General features: G+C 45.3%; 11 protein-coding genes. 9 read left to right on the top strand and 2 right to left on the bottom strand.

Annotated features, from left to right (window positions below; all coding sequences use genetic code 11):
- Positions 1–389: 389 nt before the first annotated feature.
- Both SAPGRDRAFT_RS16390 and SAPGRDRAFT_RS16380 read left to right on the top strand, forming a co-directional pair.
- A complete protein-coding gene (locus SAPGRDRAFT_RS16390) occupies positions 390–3,050 on the top strand; it encodes a TonB-dependent receptor (protein WP_002660355.1) in 2,661 nt (886 codons plus the stop codon).
- Positions 3,051–3,696: 646 nt separating this feature from the next.
- Positions 3,697–4,776 (top strand): fatty acid desaturase family protein, encoded by a 1,080-nt coding sequence (locus SAPGRDRAFT_RS16380; protein WP_002660353.1) that lies wholly within the window; start codon positions 3,697–3,699, stop codon positions 4,774–4,776.
- Positions 4,777–4,843: 67 nt separating this feature from the next.
- Here SAPGRDRAFT_RS16380 and SAPGRDRAFT_RS16375 read toward each other — a convergent pair whose 3' ends face one another.
- Complete coding sequence (locus SAPGRDRAFT_RS16375) at positions 4,844–5,242, bottom strand: DUF7793 family protein (protein WP_002660352.1); 399 nt, start codon at positions 5,240–5,242, stop codon at positions 4,844–4,846.
- Between the two features lie 321 nt (positions 5,243–5,563).
- Between SAPGRDRAFT_RS16375 and SAPGRDRAFT_RS16370 the strand changes: the two genes are divergently transcribed.
- The 4 genes from SAPGRDRAFT_RS16370 (at position 5,564) to SAPGRDRAFT_RS16360 (ending at position 11,725) form a co-directional block, all read left to right on the top strand.
- Positions 5,564–10,003, top strand: a complete 4,440-nt coding sequence (locus SAPGRDRAFT_RS16370; protein ID WP_002660350.1) for a hypothetical protein — start codon at positions 5,564–5,566, stop codon at positions 10,001–10,003.
- Positions 10,004–10,125: 122 nt separating this feature from the next.
- On the top strand, positions 10,126–11,034 hold the full coding sequence (locus tag SAPGRDRAFT_RS16365; RefSeq protein WP_002660348.1) for a WG repeat-containing protein: 909 nt from the start codon (positions 10,126–10,128) through the stop codon (positions 11,032–11,034).
- A 28-nt stretch (positions 11,035–11,062) separates the two neighbouring features.
- Complete coding sequence (locus tag SAPGRDRAFT_RS22995; RefSeq protein WP_002660346.1) at positions 11,063–11,206, top strand: hypothetical protein; 144 nt, start codon at positions 11,063–11,065, stop codon at positions 11,204–11,206.
- 27 nt (positions 11,207–11,233) lie between these two features.
- Positions 11,234–11,725 carry a hypothetical protein gene (locus tag SAPGRDRAFT_RS16360; RefSeq protein WP_002660345.1) on the top strand — a complete coding sequence of 164 codons (492 nt, stop codon included), beginning with the start codon at positions 11,234–11,236 and terminating at the stop codon, positions 11,723–11,725.
- Between the two features lie 444 nt (positions 11,726–12,169).
- Here the strand turns inward: SAPGRDRAFT_RS16360 and SAPGRDRAFT_RS16355 are convergent, their stop codons facing one another.
- Positions 12,170–12,922: an ABC transporter ATP-binding protein gene (locus SAPGRDRAFT_RS16355; protein ID WP_002660343.1), complete on the bottom strand. Its 753-nt coding sequence runs from the start codon at positions 12,920–12,922 to the stop codon at positions 12,170–12,172.
- Positions 12,923–13,062: 140 nt separating this feature from the next.
- Here SAPGRDRAFT_RS16355 and SAPGRDRAFT_RS16350 point away from each other — a divergent pair, with 140 nt between their 5' ends.
- From SAPGRDRAFT_RS16350 to bioB, 3 genes are all read left to right on the top strand, one after another.
- Positions 13,063–13,695, top strand: coding sequence for a deoxynucleoside kinase (locus SAPGRDRAFT_RS16350; RefSeq protein ID WP_002660342.1), 633 nt, complete (start codon positions 13,063–13,065; stop codon positions 13,693–13,695).
- Between the two features lie 44 nt (positions 13,696–13,739).
- Positions 13,740–14,210, top strand: a complete 471-nt coding sequence (locus tag SAPGRDRAFT_RS16345) for a hypothetical protein (RefSeq protein WP_002660341.1) — start codon at positions 13,740–13,742, stop codon at positions 14,208–14,210.
- Positions 14,211–14,309: 99 nt separating this feature from the next.
- Positions 14,310–15,302, top strand: coding sequence for a biotin synthase BioB (gene bioB / locus SAPGRDRAFT_RS16340; RefSeq protein ID WP_002660339.1), 993 nt, complete (start codon positions 14,310–14,312; stop codon positions 15,300–15,302).
- The last annotated feature ends 493 nt before the right edge of the window (positions 15,303–15,795 follow it).

The following is a 15,795-nucleotide window of genomic DNA, read 5'->3' as shown; positions in this document are numbered from 1 at the left end:
AAAGGCCCTTAATCTGCTAGATTCTGTTTTTGCGTTGAGCAGGGCGCGAAGCGCCCGCAGGCTTAGGGATGGATAGCAGTGGCCCGCAGGGCCAGACCGAGCAGGCTTTGCCTGCGAAGGGCCGAGCGAGCAGCGAGCTGCGACACAGCCCGGCCCGCCTGAAAGGCGGGCAAGCCCCAAAAAAAAATCATTGCTTTCAGTTAAAAATATATTAAGAAAACATATATTAGTATATAGTTCTTTTATAGGACTTAAATGAGTAGTGTCCAATTTTAAAAAATAGGTTAAGGTCCGTCCTTAATTCTTAATAATTCTCTAAAGAGAGAATAAAATAAGCCTAGGCCTATAAATTTAACTTTGTAGCAGATTTTTCACAAAAACTATCTTCCATGAACTACTTTCACCTACTACTTTTCAGTCTTTGGGCTAGCTTGGCTGTTGCCCAGGGCCAAGTTGAAGGCATTTTGATTGATGCGAACACAAAGCAGCCGCTTATTTCGGCCTCGATTTTTGTACAAGGAACGGCCAAAGGGACCGTTAGCGACTTTGACGGTTATTTTCGGCTTAGCGGCCTAAATGAAGGATCAAAAACCTTGATCTTTTCTTATTTGGGCTATGAGGCCATTGAAAAAGAGGTAGACATTAAGGCTGGCGAAACGCTCGATTTGGGGACAATTAGCCTGCAGGCCTCTTCGGTGGGTATTGATGAGGTCAAAGTCATTGCTTCTTTGGCCATTGACCGTAAAACGCCGGTGGCGGTTTCTTCTGTCAATGCCGATTATATTGAAGATAAACTGGGCAACCAGGAATTTCCAGAAATTCTGCGCAACACCCCCTCTATTTATGCCACAAAATCTGGCGGAGGCTGGGGCGATGCCCGCATCAATGTTCGTGGATTTGACCAAAGAAATACGGCTGTACTCATTAACGGTATTCCGGTTAATGATATGGAAAATGGCTGGGTGTATTGGTCCAATTGGGCCGGCCTGAGCGAAGTGACCCGCCAAATGCAAGTGCAGCGCGGTTTGGGGGCTTCTCGTTTGGCTATCTCTTCTATTGGAGGGACCATTAACATTATTACGAGAACAACCGACCAGAAAAAAGGCGGTAGCTTTACTTCTATGATTGCTAATGATGGCTATCTGCGCAATGCGCTTACCTTGTCTACGGGCCGACTAAAAGGCGGCTGGGCCCTTACCGTTTCTGGCGCCTATACGCAAGGAAATGGCTACATTGATGGCACTAGCTTTTTGGGCGGCTCTTATTTTGCCTCTATTGCTAAAGAATTTGGCGAAAAACACCGGCTCGTTTTTACAGCTATTGGTGCCCCCCAAAGCCATGGCCAACGAAGCTTTAGAGAAAGCCTGATCACCTATGACTCTATCCGCGATTATCGCTATAACTCTGATTGGGGCTACCTAGATGGCGAAGAATACAATATGCGCCGCAACTTTTACCACAAACCCCAAATGGCCCTCAACCACTATTGGACGATCAACGACAAGCTCTTCCTCTCTACTTCTGCCTACTATTCGGTGGGCCGTGGTGGTGGAACTGGCGACCGCGGAAGCATTGATGGCCGAGGCAGCTGGGGCTACCGAGATGATCAGGGCCTCCTGCGTATGGACGATATTGTTGCCTGGAACCAAGGAACCGATAATATTAGTGGTTTTCCGAGCAGTGGAAAACATCAGGTAGCTGGTCTAGGGGCTGTAGCTGGAGAAAATGATGGTCTTATTCGTCGCAGCTCTGTCAATTCGCACAATTGGGCCGGCCTGCTCTCTAACCTTACTTATAATATCAATGAGCAATTTACGGCCTCTGGCGGAATTGACTTGCGTTACTACAAAGGTATTCACTACCGAGAAATCAATGACCTTTTGGGCAATGATTATTGGTTAGACTCTAGAGATATTAACGCCCAAAGCGATAGCGTCGACCTTAATGGCGATGGCCAAATAGACCCCACTGAAACAGGCGCCTTAAAACAAGAAGGCGATAAAATCCAATATTATAATGATGGCGTTGTGGGCTGGCAAGGCGTTTTTGGCCAAGTAGAATACGACAACCAAAAAGGCATTACGGCCTTTTTCTCTGGCGCCCTCTCCAATACCTCTTATCAAAGAATTGATTATTTTCAGTATGAAGAAGGCAATCAAGAAAGCGATAGCTACAACTTCCTTGGCTATACCGCCAAAGCTGGAGTAAACTACAACATCAATAAGGCTCATAACATCTTTAGCAATATTGGCTACTTTTCTAGAGCGCCTATTTTTGATGTGGTTTTTCCAAACTATAATAATGAGGCCAATGAAGAAGCCAAAAACGAGAACACCTTTGGGGCCGAAATTGGCTACGGGCTCCGTCTTCAAAAAGTCATAGCCAATGTCAATCTTTATCATACTCGCTGGATCAATAAGTCCTTTATCCGTGGCTACCAAGATAGCCAAGGCGATAATTTCACGGCCAACCTCAATGGCCTAGATGCTGTTCACCAAGGGATTGAAATTGATGGAAAAGCCCTTTTGGCCAAAGATCTCTACCTTAGTTTTATGGCCTCTTTTGGCGACTGGCAATGGACCAATAATGTAGAGGCCCTCATCAGCGATGACAATAATGTGGTCATTGATACGGCTTTTGTCTATGCCAAGGGCCTCAAAGTTGGCGATGCCGCCCAAACGACCATGAGCCTGGGGCTGGAGTACAAACTTCCCTTTGGCCTACAACTAGATGCCAACTATTATTATGCGGCCAATCTATACGCCAACTTTGACCCCATTGATTATAACAGCAGCGCCGCAGAAGGTCGCCAAGCCCTAAAATTGCCTAGCTATGGCCTACTCAATGGCGGTATTGGCTACCGCTTTGCCTTCAATAAAGTGGCCCTAAAACTCCGCGCCAATGTCAATAATATCCTAGATAGCAAGTATATAGCCGAGGCCGACAACTTCTATGCGCCCAATATGAGCAATGAACAAATGTTGCAGTCGGCCAGTGGTTTCTATGGCTTTGGCCGCACATGGAATGTTTCTTTAAAACTAGAGTTCTAAGTCAATTAGAGGAGTAAATATTTATCTTTTTGGCCCTAGTAGTTTGTTCTACTGGGGCTTTTTTTGGGGCTTGCCCGCCCGATGGGCGGGCCGGGCTGTGTCAGGGCTCGCAGGTCTGCTCGGCCCTGCGCAAAATTCGCTACGCTCATTTTGCTGGGTCTGCGGCTGCGCCGCCCCCTTTTCCATCCCTAAGCCGACGGCCCTTCGGGCCTTTTTGCTCTAGCCGGAAACCCAGAGAGACTGTTTAAAATTTTATGTATACTTTTATAGTGGGCCTAGGGGCAAGCCAAAACTACAATCCTTCTCTATTCTCTTCCCCCCAATCCAAGCAGCAAAGAAAAAGCTGAGCGACTAGTTAAAGGCTGTAGATAGCGGCAAAGCCGCTATGGCCGAAGGCCAAACAGGCCTAGCGATGCGGCGGGGTGGCCCGAAGGGCCAGACCGAAGGCGAAACGAAGTGTAGCCTGAAGGGCCGAGCAGACCTGCGAGCCCCAAAGCGTAGCGCCGCAAGGCCGCAGGCCGCAGCGGAGGCCCCAAAGTCCTTCCTTTATCCTCCTAGTTGTTAAAAAAAACTAAAAGCTTGTTCAATCTATAGGGGCTTGGGGCTTGGGTTCATCTTTGGGGTAGAAACAACTTTAATTGAAATTATGAAAGCACTAAAATTTGACAAGAGCCAGCAGCACGAGTTTGTGCGTCAGCTCAAGGCGCGGGTACAAGATTATTTTGCGGAGCAGGAGCGGCGGCCTTCTGGGAATCGGCAATTGTACCTCAAAGCAGTTTTGATGTTGGCTCTTTATGTACTGCCTTTATTGGCTCTTTTTATTTTTCAGCCTAGTCATTATGTCCTTATTTTGGGGCTTTATTTTGTGATGGGTTTGGGGATGGTTGGCATTGGGGTGAGTGTGATGCACGATGCCGTGCATGCCTCTTTTTCGTCAAAGTCTTGGGTCAATCGTTTATTTGCCCATAGTATGGAGTTGGTGGGTGGTTCTTCTTTCAATTGGCAGGTGCAGCATAATGTTTTGCACCATAGCTACACGAATATTTCGGGTTGGGATGAAGACATTAGCCATAAGACGATTTTGCGTTTGGAGCCCGAGGAGCCTTGGCGGGCGATGCATCGTTACCAGCATATTTATGCCTTGCCAATCTATAGTTTGCTCACTTTGAGTTGGATAATTTGGGGCGATTATCAGTCCTTGTACCGTTATACTAAAAAGAATTTGCTCTTGGGTAAAAAGCCCTTGGCGGTTTGGTCAAAATTGATTGCTTTTAAGTTGGCTTATCTTTTTGTGCAGTTTATTTTGCCCATTTTCATTTTGGGGATACCTGCTTTGGCGGTCATTTTGGGCTTTCTGCTCATGCATTTGCTGGCGGGTTTTCTGCTCTCTAGTATTTTTCAGTTGGCCCATGTGGTAGAGGGGCCAGATTATCCTCAGGCCGATGAGAAGGGGCGTCTTTCTAACAGCTGGATGGCCCATCAGCTAGCCACCACGGCCAATTTTTCTAGAGGAAAAGCCTGGATATCTTGGTGTATTGGGGGGCTCAACTACCAGATAGAGCACCATCTTTTTCCGCATATTTCTCATGTGCATTATCCCAAATTGGCTCCTATTGTACAGCAAACGGCAGCTGAATTTGGTCTACCCTATCATGAGCACCCTAGTTTTTTTAAGGCCCTGCAGTCGCATTTGCGTTGTTTGCGAGTTTTAGGACAAAAAAAATAGGGGCTTAAAGCAAAAAAGCCAAGGACGCTTGTCCTTGGCTTTTTCTTTTTTTGAGGCAAAATTGGGCCTAAAGGCCAGCGGCTTCTCTTTGTTTTTTCAGCCAAGCAATGGCTTCGGCCTCATTGGTAAACATCTTGACCGGATGCGGATGTTTATTGAGGCGGATCATAAAGTTGCCTAGAATTTTAGATACTCCGCTATTGATCAATGCGGCCACGGCATAAAAATTTGCATCTTTGGCATCTGCAGCGGTCACTTTGCGGGCTTCTTTGCTTATCCCCTTAACGCCTCTCATATCAGAGAGGAAATAAATAGGTTTTGTTCCCTTTAGCTGAAAGCATTGCTCAAAGCAATCGTAAGAATCTTGGGCTTCTAAATAGCTGCCTTCATCCATTCGTTGGATGAGGATCCCATTAGCCTCATCGGTAATGAGCCAGCTCTTTTTTAGTCGTACTTCTTTTTTCATTTTCTCTTATAGTGTATTTGGCGACCGAAGGTAAGCGTTTTCTTTCATTTTTCCAGCTTAAAACTGGACTAAATAGGCAGGGCAATAAAGCCTTCTGAAAAAAACATACCCTTAGTTGCGCTTTAGTTTAAAAGCTCTTATATTTAAGAAAGACCCAAAACACCTAAGACAATCAGCGGCTTTAGCTTTTCGGCTAAGCTCGCTATACATTAAATACATGCAGAAGCAGGAGCGCAGCAAGCGTTTCTGCCCGCTACGTTATAACTGGGTCTGGCTGCCAAATGGCGGCTAGGCTTTTTTTTTACCTCAAACAATAAGATTATGACTTATCCTCATCATTTGCACCCTAACTTTGAAGAAGGGCTTCAAAATTTATCGCAGGAAGACCAAAGTCGCATTCGCAAAAAGGTTCAGTTCCTCAAAGAGAACTTTGACTGGAACGGCAGTAGATTTCAGACCCTACGGCTAAAAAATGGTTTACACAAAGAAAAGGTTGGCCGTTCGGAAAACGTCTATCGCTTGATTTATAAATTTGAAGCGGATCAGCTCTTTTTCCTGGCCATTTTCAAGCGAAAAAACAACGACTACGACAAAGTGGTCAATGAAATAGAGGCCTGGTACAACAAGTATTTTTTGGAAGATGTGGAAGCGCTAAAAGCGCAGCAAAGGAGTGTACATAATGAAATGCAGAGCTTGCGGGAACCCCTACCTGTTCCTTTTGACAAAATGCTGCAAGAGGTAAAGAACGAAAAGCCCATGCTTTCTTTTTTTGAGGCCAAAAACTGGCGCAAAACCATCAGGAAGCACTTTAATGCTAGTTCTAGGATTGATACCTTTCTCTGTGATTTAAAGGAGGCAAATTTAGCTAGCTATGACTACAAAGAGTATAATCACAACAGCCTGATCTTTGGAAAAGAAGGGCATTATATTTTGGCCGCACAATTGGCCCAAGATGAAACCGAGCAGCGAGTGGGCTATCTGCTGTATGCCTTTGGGACCAAAGCAGAAATGAAAAACTACCTAGCCCCCTTTGAAGAGCAGCTCATTAGTTTTGAAGAAGATAGTCAGGCCAAAAAACTAGACCGTTTGGCGGTTCGGGCCTATGGAGAGGAGGTCTTGTATTCGGATGAACTTTGGGAAATGATTGTGCCCAAACAAATTCAAGATTTTAAGGAAAATATCAACTTGGCGCTTAGTCCGGAGCAGGAGCAGCTTTTGCGCAAATTTGACTTCCCCCTAATGATTGATGGGCAGGCGGGCAGTGGAAAATCGACCATGCTCTATTATTTGTATCGCAACATTCTCAAGGTCTACTTAGAAAAACCCGCTCAACTTTCAGCCGAGGGCTGGTCGCTACACATTGACCCACCGCTCTACCTCAGTTATAATAAAAAACTGCTCAAGGCCGCAGAGAACACGATTCGCAACCTGTTGCGCAGTTCTTCTGAAGAGAGTATGGAATTGGAAAAGAAAATCAAGGCTGAAGACTTTCAGCGGTTCTTTTCTTCTTTTAGAGACCTCTTAGTTAAAATTTATCGGCAGGCCAGCGAGGACCGGCAGCAATACAGAGCTCCAAAATATGTTGATTTTGCCCGATTTTCTCAGGAATATGCAGCAGACTGTAAAGACGCCAGCAAGGTTTCGGCAGAAGTGGCCTGGTATATTATTCGTAGCTATATCAAAGGCTACCAGAAGGAGATTTTAGGCGAGGACGACTTCAATTTGATTAGCAAAAAAGACCGAAGCATCATTAACGAAGACCTATTTAAGCGGGTACATCAGGGGCCTTATAAATGGTATAAGCGCCGTGCGGAGGAGCTTGGGCTTTGGGATGAACAGGATCTTGTTCGAGAAATTTTGAGCAAGGGCTGGTATACCGATAGCAGCTATAGTTTTTTGGTTTGCGATGAGTCGCAAGATTTTTCTCGGCTAGAAATCAACCTCTTACTGCGTCTTTCTCAGTTTAGCAACTTCAATTTAGAAGATGTTCGACAGTTGCCGCTCATTTTTGCAGGAGATCCCTTTCAGGCGGTCAATCCTACAGGTTTTCGCTGGGCCTTGCTCAAAGGGAGCCTAGGCAATTTGTTGGGCGAAATGCAAGAACAGCTCAGCCGAGAGCATTTGTCACCGCCCGATATTGAGCCTTTGCACCACAACTACCGCTCGAGCAGCAGCATCATTCAGTTGGCCAATATTATTCAGTACAAAAGAAGAGATTTTCCTGCCAGCAAAGATATTCTCCCTCAAACTGTTTATAAAGATGCAGAAGGGAGCTTAGCCCCCTCGGTCTATCGTTTTGGAGAGGCCGAACAGGAGGTCAATAGCGCCTTGCTCAAACGCTTAGATGCCACCACCTTTCTTTTGCCCTTTGATCGTATAGAAGGCGTACAACTCAGCGAACTAGAAGAGAGCTCTATTCCTATGTTTAAAGCGTTGGGCCAAGCCTTTGGGCAGGAAGAAGGGAATAACAAACCCATTTCTAACCTCGAAACGGCCCTTTCGGCCAAGGGACTAGAGTACCCCAATATTATTCTCTATGGCTTTGGCGCCTATTTGGCCGAGCAAGGACTTAGCCTAGACCTAATTATTGAGCAACTTAACGATGAGCAACAGTTCAAACTCAACTATTTTTACAATAAGCTTTATGTGGCCCTAACCAGAGCAAAAGACCGCCTCTATATCATTGATAGCCAAGAAGGTATTTCGGCCCTTTGGAGCATTCTCCAAAAAGGCCGGAAATTGCTAGAAGAAAATCAAGAAAACCATAAAGACTGGCTCAACTTTGAGTTTGAAGACCGCCTGATCCAACTCAATACCCCCGCCCAAGAACTCGATCATATTGAGCAAAAACCTCTAGAAATTGCGGAAGAACACCGGCAACAGGCCGAAAATGCAGACCATAAGCAGATTGAGGCCAACGCCTACCGCAAAGCGGTCTACTTTTACAATAAAGCCCTCGATAACCCAGAATACAATAATGTCTATAAAGAGATTAGCAGCCAGCGAGATGAGTCGGAAGCCAAAATGCTCTTGGCCGAGGGCCAATATGAGGCCGCCGCTGAAAAATTCAAACAGATGGGCAATCGAAAAGCCGTTTTAGAAGCCTACCTCTGTGGTTGTCTACTAGATAATGCCCTCAAAGTAGCCAAACAACAAAATGATAAGTTTTGGGAGAAAGTCTTAACCTTTATGCTACAGCCCAAAGAAAGAAATCTGGCCGTCTGCCTAGAGCAACATATCCAAAATAAATTGTTTTTCGAGCTCGACCCCCTGGTCTATCCAAAACGCCAAGCCCTTTTGCTCGAAATGCAAAAACAATTATTGGTCTTTTTCCAAAACCAAAAAGATAACAACCGCTTTGATCGCTATGCCTTGCTGGCCCGAAATATCGCCCAACTAGAGGAGGAAGAAATTTCTAAAAAGCTACAACTGCATTTAGCCAACAGCTACTTCCAACTGAAGCGGTACCAAGAAGCACTTGAAATTTGGCAGAATGTTGACCCAAAAATGGAAAGTACCGAAAAACTGCTGGCCCAAGTCCGAACCACCAAATATGCTCAAGAAAAAGTGCGCATTCTAGACAGAAATGTCCGTGAACCCGCCCTCCTACAAGAACTCTACAGAATCTGGTTGCTAAAAGGCAATATACAATATAGCGAAGCCCAGCAAAGAGAACTCATCCGATTGATGATTCGGAAAGAAGAACGCTATATCACCATCATTGAGGCCCGTGATATCAAACAAAATATCAAGCTCGATATCTTGTCGCTAGACACCCAAATCAACTACCGAAGCAAACAACAGCTGGCGCTCAAGCGCAAATTACTCGATTATTATTTGGAAAAAGAGCTACGCCTAGAACGCCTAGAAGCTGGCAAAAACCTAAGCTGGCTTATTGAAATTTTAGCCGACCACAAACAACTAGATGAACTGCTCTCCGATAAACTCGTTTTGCCCCTGTTTACTAAAATTCGAGGAAAAAAAGAACGCGCCTACCTACTCCCCAAATTCCTCCACCTGGTCCAAGAACGCATGGCCCTGCAAAAAGACCCCAATGCCTGGCGATTCAATATTGAACAAGAACCCATAGACCCCAACCTCCGAGGCGAATTGCTAGCCGGTATGCGCCTCTGGCTAGAAGATTTGGCCATAGACAAAGATTGGAGCAATTTTGCAAAATATAAAGAAGAGGTTTTTGACTTCTTTGAATGGGTCCAAATACGCCCATACAAAAAAGGCCGCTTCGGTAGCCCTAGCGATAAGTTTGAAGAACAACTCCAAGCCGTCAACCCTAACATAAAAACATATATCCGAAAACGAAAAGAGCAGTTCAATAAAGACCTACAGCGCTACAAGCAAAGCATTAAACGCAATAAAGACCAAGACGAACTAAACGAAAATAAACAAGGACAAACTTCCGCCTGGGAAAACCTCTTCCCCATTATCATCGACCCAAAACAAGCCGATTTTAGCCCCAGCCTCATGCACTTCGAAAAACAACGCCTAGAGGCCAAATGGGGCAATATGAAACTTAAATTCTACCCCAAAAAACTTAAAATTAGCTGGAGTAGCCCAGAGGGAGATGTCGACCTTACCGTAGACTGGAACCAAAGCCCCAAACTCCTCTCCGATGATTATGACATTGAACACAAAAATGACCGCTACCTCGCCCAAGAAATCAATTTTAGCCTGCACATTATCTCTACAGAGGTCCTAGAACTTCAAGCCGAAAACAAAAAACTTCGCTTCCAACTGAAGTAAGTTAAGCCATTAGCAGCCCCCAAAGGGCTGCTTTTTTATTTTAATCCTTACTGTTTAAATAGGGTGGACTATTCTTCTTGATCTTTGAGTTAAATCATTATTTAACCATTATCTAATATCAAATGAAACTATCTTACCGCTCTTTACTTCCCTTATGTCTAGCCCTAATTTTCTTTAGTAGCTGCGAACCAATCAACAGCACAACCCCAAAAATCCAAGTTAATACATCGCCCAGTACAACTGCTGCCAGCAGCCCACCAGCTCAAAAAGAAGAACAAAAAAAGGGGAAACCCCTAAATTTAATTGCTCATGACCTACTCATGGAGCAACAAGAATACTTGCACCCATCTTTTGATAGCTTAATTAAATCAAAAAAATTCTATGAGGCCATTGAGGTCCTTAATTTGGCTGCAGAGATGAGCGCCGAACAAACCTTTCAAGACCAACTCAGTGTTCTTCGCAAAAAAGTTTACTTCTTACAGGAAACAAAATTTGACTACGCTTACTACGGTATTCCTAACGATAGCCTTATCATTGTTGAATCTAAAGGAAAATATGGACTATACAGTACAAAAGGTAAAGAGCTACACCCTCCAACTTTTGACGAACTAACCCCTTACTTTACAGATAGTTTAATTATTGTAGAACAAAATAACCTTACTGGATTTCTAAGCTATGAAGGTAAACTTATCCATCCTACTGTATTTTCATCTATTGATCCCCAAAGCTTCTACCCTCTAATTTTAGTCCATAAAAACAACCGATTTGGCTTTTTAGACCAGTCGGGCAAGGTTGTTCGCCCACTACAATATAAAAATATTGGAATGGGCATCTCTGATGGAGTTATCTTTGTCCAAGAAAATAACCTTTGGGGCGGTATAGATACATTCGGACAAACTATTTTTCCCCCTAAGTTTGATAGCCTAGATTTCTCTTTTAATCCTGACGGCCTCGCCCTAGCCCACTTAAATGGTAGTCAGTTTTTCATTAACACAAAAGGCGAAAAAGTAGAAAATCCCGCTTTTAAATAATTTTTTCACATCCATATAAAACCACAAAATGAAGAAACTTTTATTTTTACTACCTATTACGCTTACATGCTTAGCCTGTGAGAACCCTAATGCACCTAAAGAAAAAGAGTTAATAGAAAGAGAATTGGCAGTAGCCAAAAAAGAACTTGCCTTAAAAGAGAAAGAGCTCTAAAAACACAAAGATCAAGCAAGCAAAACCTTGGTTTTCACTACAAAAGACCTAAAACAAAAGTCTGATAAAGCCCTCTATATTTCAGGACGTCCCTATGAATTAGATATTGTTCAAAAACAAACCTCTGATGGCAATCCACCATTTTCTACCCAAACCACTTTTGTCTTTACCGAGATGAATGTCGATCAGTTTGAACAAGCCTCCTCTTTACCTATTTTAAGAATCAATAGTGCAGCAGGAACTCCTATCGCAAAAGACCTAAATGCTGATGGTTTAGAAGAGCTTATCTTCGCCCTTTCTCCGGGAAATGGAAGCTGGGGCTCTATTGCAATCTATGCACTAAACAAACAGAAAAAATGGCAACTTGTTAGTAGCTTTCCTCGATGGGCTTTTAGCGAATGTGACGCAAAAGTTTATTGGTTGCCCGCAAGCCAACAATTAGAAATTTTTAGCGACCAAATGGCAGATGAAGCTGTTCTTTGTAACAAAAAAGAAGTTGTTGACTGGAACATAAAGTAACTTTAGCCTCAAGCAGCCCCCAAAGGGCTGCTTTTTTTACGCCTATATTTAAAGTTTTTTATTTCTATTTTTTTGGGGCTGCCCCTGCGGCCTGCGGCCTTGGGTCGGGCCATTGCGCAGCTCGCTGTTCGCTCGGCCCTGCAGCGGCTGCGCCGCTTTGGTCTGCCGCCTACGGCGGCCCTGCTACAGCCCCTCAGCCGCGTCGCTGCGCTCCTTTTTCTGTAAGTGGAAACCTACAGCAAGAACGGTATTGCTTCGCAATGATTTAAGGGCCAAAGAAGAAGGCCAAAAGTAAAAGCACCCCGATGAGCGGCCCAGCGCTGCGGAGGGGTGGCCGAAGGCCAGACCAAAGCCGCCGAAGGCGGCTGCAGGGCCGAACAGCCCTGTGAGCCCCGCAGCATAGCGGCGGCCAGCAAAGCTGGCCGCGGGCCCCAAATCCCTATCCTACTCCCCTTTCAAGGCTTTCATTTCTGCCAATCGCTCTTTGGCCAAGCGAGGCTGTTTATTATAATTGTCCGTTTCTACCAAGCCATCTTTTAAACGAATAATACGGTGGGTGTGCGCTGCAATATCGGGCTCATGCGTAACCACAATAATGGTATTGCCCTGCGCATGCAGCTCCTCAAAAAGGGCCATAATCTCTACCGAAGTGCGGCTATCGAGGTTTCCCGTGGGTTCATCGGCCAAAATAATCGAGGGTTTATTGACCAAGGCCCGAGCCACCGCCACCCGCTGCCGCTGCCCACCCGAAAGCTCATTGGGCTTGTGGTCCATACGGCTGCCCAAACCCACCGCCGTCAAGACTTCTGCCGCCCGCTCTAGACGTTTGCGCTTGCTCATGCCCGCATAAATCAAGGGCAAGGCCACATTTTCTAAAGAAGATAGTCGGGGAATCAAATTAAAGGTCTGAAAAACAAAACCAATTTCTCGGTTCCGAATCTCGGCCAGCTCATCCTCCGTCATCCCACTCACATCCTGTCCATTGAGCAAATAACGGCCCCCGCTAGGCGTATCCAAACAACCCAACATATTCATTAAAGTCGATTTGCCCGAGCCCGAAGGCCCCATCAAAGAGACATAATCGTTCTCGTAAATATCCAAACTAACCGACTGCAAAGCCCGCACCTCTTGGCCACCCATCTGGTAAACCTTGCTGATGTCTTGAATATTAATAATGCTTTTATTAGAATTTGCCATAGGGAATCTACTGATAATCAAAAAGGTAAAGAAGCAGGCCCAAAAAAGAGCTAGCTAAAAGTACAAATTAGAATGGTTTTTTAGGGATAAAAAAATTATTTTAGCCGCAAATTAACGCTTATCGTAAATCAAAATACCTTATGTCTAAAGAGCAACTGCCCTACAAGCATATTGTAGTGGCCGGAAATATTGGAGCCGGAAAAACCTCACTCTGTCGTTTGTTAGGAGAAGAATTTGGCTGGACCGTCAATTATGAATCTACCGATGACAACCCTTATCTAGAAGATTTTTACAATGATATGGGCCGCTGGTCCTTCAACCTACAGGTCTATTTCCTCAATAGCCGATATAGACAGGTACTGAAAATCAAAGCCGGCAATGATGTCGTCATTCAGGACCGCTCTTTGTATGAAGATGCCCATATCTTTGCCGCCAACCTCCACGAAATGGACCTGATGTCGGTTAGAGATTTTAAAAACTATTTTGACCTCTTCCTCCTTATGCAGTCGCAAATTACCCCGCCCGACCTCATGATTTATCTCAAGTCTAGCGTCCCCACTCTGGTCAAACATATCCAGAAAAGAGGCCGTAGCTATGAGTCTAATATGAGCCTCAATTATCTGCAATCCCTCAACGAACGATACGAAAACTGGATCGCCGAATACTCCGCAGGTAAATTGCTCACCCTCAGCGCCGACCAACTCGATTATGTGGGCAATGAGGAAGACCGCAAAAAAGTGATTGCTCAGGTCAAAGCCGCCCTAGACGGCTAAACCCCAAAAATAACTATCCCCTAAATCACTAAACTCTTTATCTTATGAAAGTCCGAAACCTCTTCTTTGTCCTCCTTTGGCTCCTTAGCCTAACTATTGCCTGCAATACCCAAGAAACCCCCAAAACCCCAGAAAATGCAGCCCTAGAAGAAGGCCAACTCAGCCAAACAGAAACAGCCCCGCAAAATAATCATAGCCTAGAAGGAGAAGAATTTCCCGACCGCCCCGGCTTTAAAGGCCGCCACAATGATTATGTCTTCTTTATCGAAATGCTCGACAATCAAGAGGTTAAGGGCTTTATCCGCCACAAAGACCAAAGTATCGAAAATGAACTCTCTGGCAAAATGTCCTCTCCCTTCGCCTTCGAAGCCGAAGAATTAGGCGAAGATGCCGATGGAGACGAATTGGTCTGGGCCAAGGTCCGTGGCAAAATCTCTGATGACCCCAATAAAATTGAACTAGACTACAACGATAGCCAAAGCGCTAGCTCTTTTCGCCTAGACCTAAAACGTTAAGTTTTTCGTCTAAGTTCTAGAATTATTGCTTAGCTTTGCCTAGACAAGCAGTGGAAGCTTCCGCTGCTTTTTTTATCTACTGACCAAATGTAAATTATTATGGAAGTACGTAATGATTGGACTACTGCCGAGATTGAGGAAATCTACAACCGCCCCATTCTAGACTTGGTCTATGAGGCCGCTACGGTCCATCGAAAATATCACGAGGCCAGAGAAGTACAGGTCTGTACTTTACTCTCTATTAAAACCGGCGGCTGCCCAGAAGATTGCGCCTATTGCCCTCAAGCCGCCCGATACAATACCGATGTAGACCACCAATCTCTACTCGAAGTAGATGAGGTGCTCACCAAAGCAAGTATCGCAAAATCTAATGGCGCTACCCGCTTTTGTATGGGCGCCGCCTGGCGACATGTCAAAAATAATAAGCAGTTTGATCGCGTCCTCCAAATGGTCCAAGGCGTAAATAGCCTCGGTATGGAGGTCTGCTGTACACTCGGTATGCTTACCGAAGAACAGGCCCAACGACTCAAAGAGGCCGGCCTCTACGCCTATAACCATAATCTCGATACCTCCGAGGAAAATTACGAGAATATTATCACTACCCGAGATTATCAGGATCGAATCGACACTATCGATAATGTCCGTAATACAGGTATTTCGGTCTGCTCTGGCGGAATTATCGGCCTTGGCGAAACCGACCAAGACCGCATCGCTATGCTGCACACCCTAGCCAATATGGCTAAGCATCCCGAATCTGTACCCGTGAATGCCCTCGTCCGTGTGCCCGGCACGCCTCTAGAGGACCAAAAACGGATCACGCTTTGGGAAATGCTCCGCATGATCGCTACCGCCCGCATTATTATGCCCCTTTCTCAGGTCCGCCTATCCGCTGGCCGCGAAGAAATGAGCATCGAGGAGCAGGCCTTCTGCTTTATGGCTGGCGCTAGCTCTATCTTTGCCGGCGAAAAACTACTCACTACCCCTAATCCCGATGTAGACCAGGACCGCCAGATGTTCCAACTGCTCGGCCTACACCCCCGCGCCGCCTTCAAAGGACAAGAAAACGAAATGGAAGCCGGTAAGTTTGTCTAAACTCCTCCCCCTCCTATTAAAATTACAGATTAGCAGAAAGGCTTTGGCTTTTCTGCTTTTTTTTGGGGCTGCCCCGCCCTGCGGGCGGGTCGGGCTGTGTCAGGGCTCGCAGGTCTGCTCGGCCCTTCGCTTTTTTCGCTTTGCTCAAAAAGCTCGGTCTGGCCTTCGGCCACCCTTATCCATCCCTCAGCCGGCGGCTTCGCCGCCTCTAGACGCAGAATAGCTTCCCCTGCTTTACAAATGCCGTTTCACAAATTGCGAATGGCTTACCCTGCTTTACAAATGCCGTTTCACAAATTCCCAATAGCTTACCCTGCTTTACAAATGCCATTTCACAAATTCCCAATAGCTTACCCTGCTTTACAAATGCCATTTCACAAATTCCCAATAGCTTACCCTGCTTTACAAATGCCATTTCACAAATTGCGAATAGGGCAAAAAGGGGACAGTTCAGGATTTTGTGTATTAGATTAAAATTTGGGCCTTTAGCTGC

The organism is Saprospira grandis DSM 2844, assembly GCF_000275825.1.
Lineage (GTDB): Bacteria > Bacteroidota > Bacteroidia > Chitinophagales > Saprospiraceae > Saprospira > Saprospira grandis_A.
This window is presented reverse-complemented; position numbering and strand designations above follow the sequence as displayed.

Excerpts from the sequence above, each read along its gene's own strand:
- SAPGRDRAFT_RS16380 (WP_002660353.1), top strand. The coding sequence starts at position 3,697 with ATGAAAGCACTAAAATTTGACAAGAGCCAGCAGCACGAGTTTGTGCGT.
- SAPGRDRAFT_RS16390 (WP_002660355.1), top strand. The coding sequence starts at position 390 with ATGAACTACTTTCACCTACTACTTTTCAGTCTTTGGGCTAGCTTGGCT.
- SAPGRDRAFT_RS22995 (WP_002660346.1), top strand. The coding sequence starts at position 11,063 with ATGAAGAAACTTTTATTTTTACTACCTATTACGCTTACATGCTTAGCC.
- SAPGRDRAFT_RS16345 (WP_002660341.1), top strand. The coding sequence starts at position 13,740 with ATGAAAGTCCGAAACCTCTTCTTTGTCCTCCTTTGGCTCCTTAGCCTA.
- SAPGRDRAFT_RS16375 (WP_002660352.1), bottom strand. The coding sequence starts at position 5,242 with ATGAAAAAAGAAGTACGACTAAAAAAGAGCTGGCTCATTACCGATGAG.
- SAPGRDRAFT_RS16365 (WP_002660348.1), top strand. The coding sequence starts at position 10,126 with ATGAAACTATCTTACCGCTCTTTACTTCCCTTATGTCTAGCCCTAATT.
- SAPGRDRAFT_RS16350 (WP_002660342.1), top strand. The coding sequence starts at position 13,063 with ATGTCTAAAGAGCAACTGCCCTACAAGCATATTGTAGTGGCCGGAAAT.
- bioB (WP_002660339.1), top strand. The coding sequence starts at position 14,310 with ATGGAAGTACGTAATGATTGGACTACTGCCGAGATTGAGGAAATCTAC.
- SAPGRDRAFT_RS16370 (WP_002660350.1), top strand. The coding sequence starts at position 5,564 with ATGACTTATCCTCATCATTTGCACCCTAACTTTGAAGAAGGGCTTCAA.
- SAPGRDRAFT_RS16355 (WP_002660343.1), bottom strand. The coding sequence starts at position 12,922 with ATGGCAAATTCTAATAAAAGCATTATTAATATTCAAGACATCAGCAAG.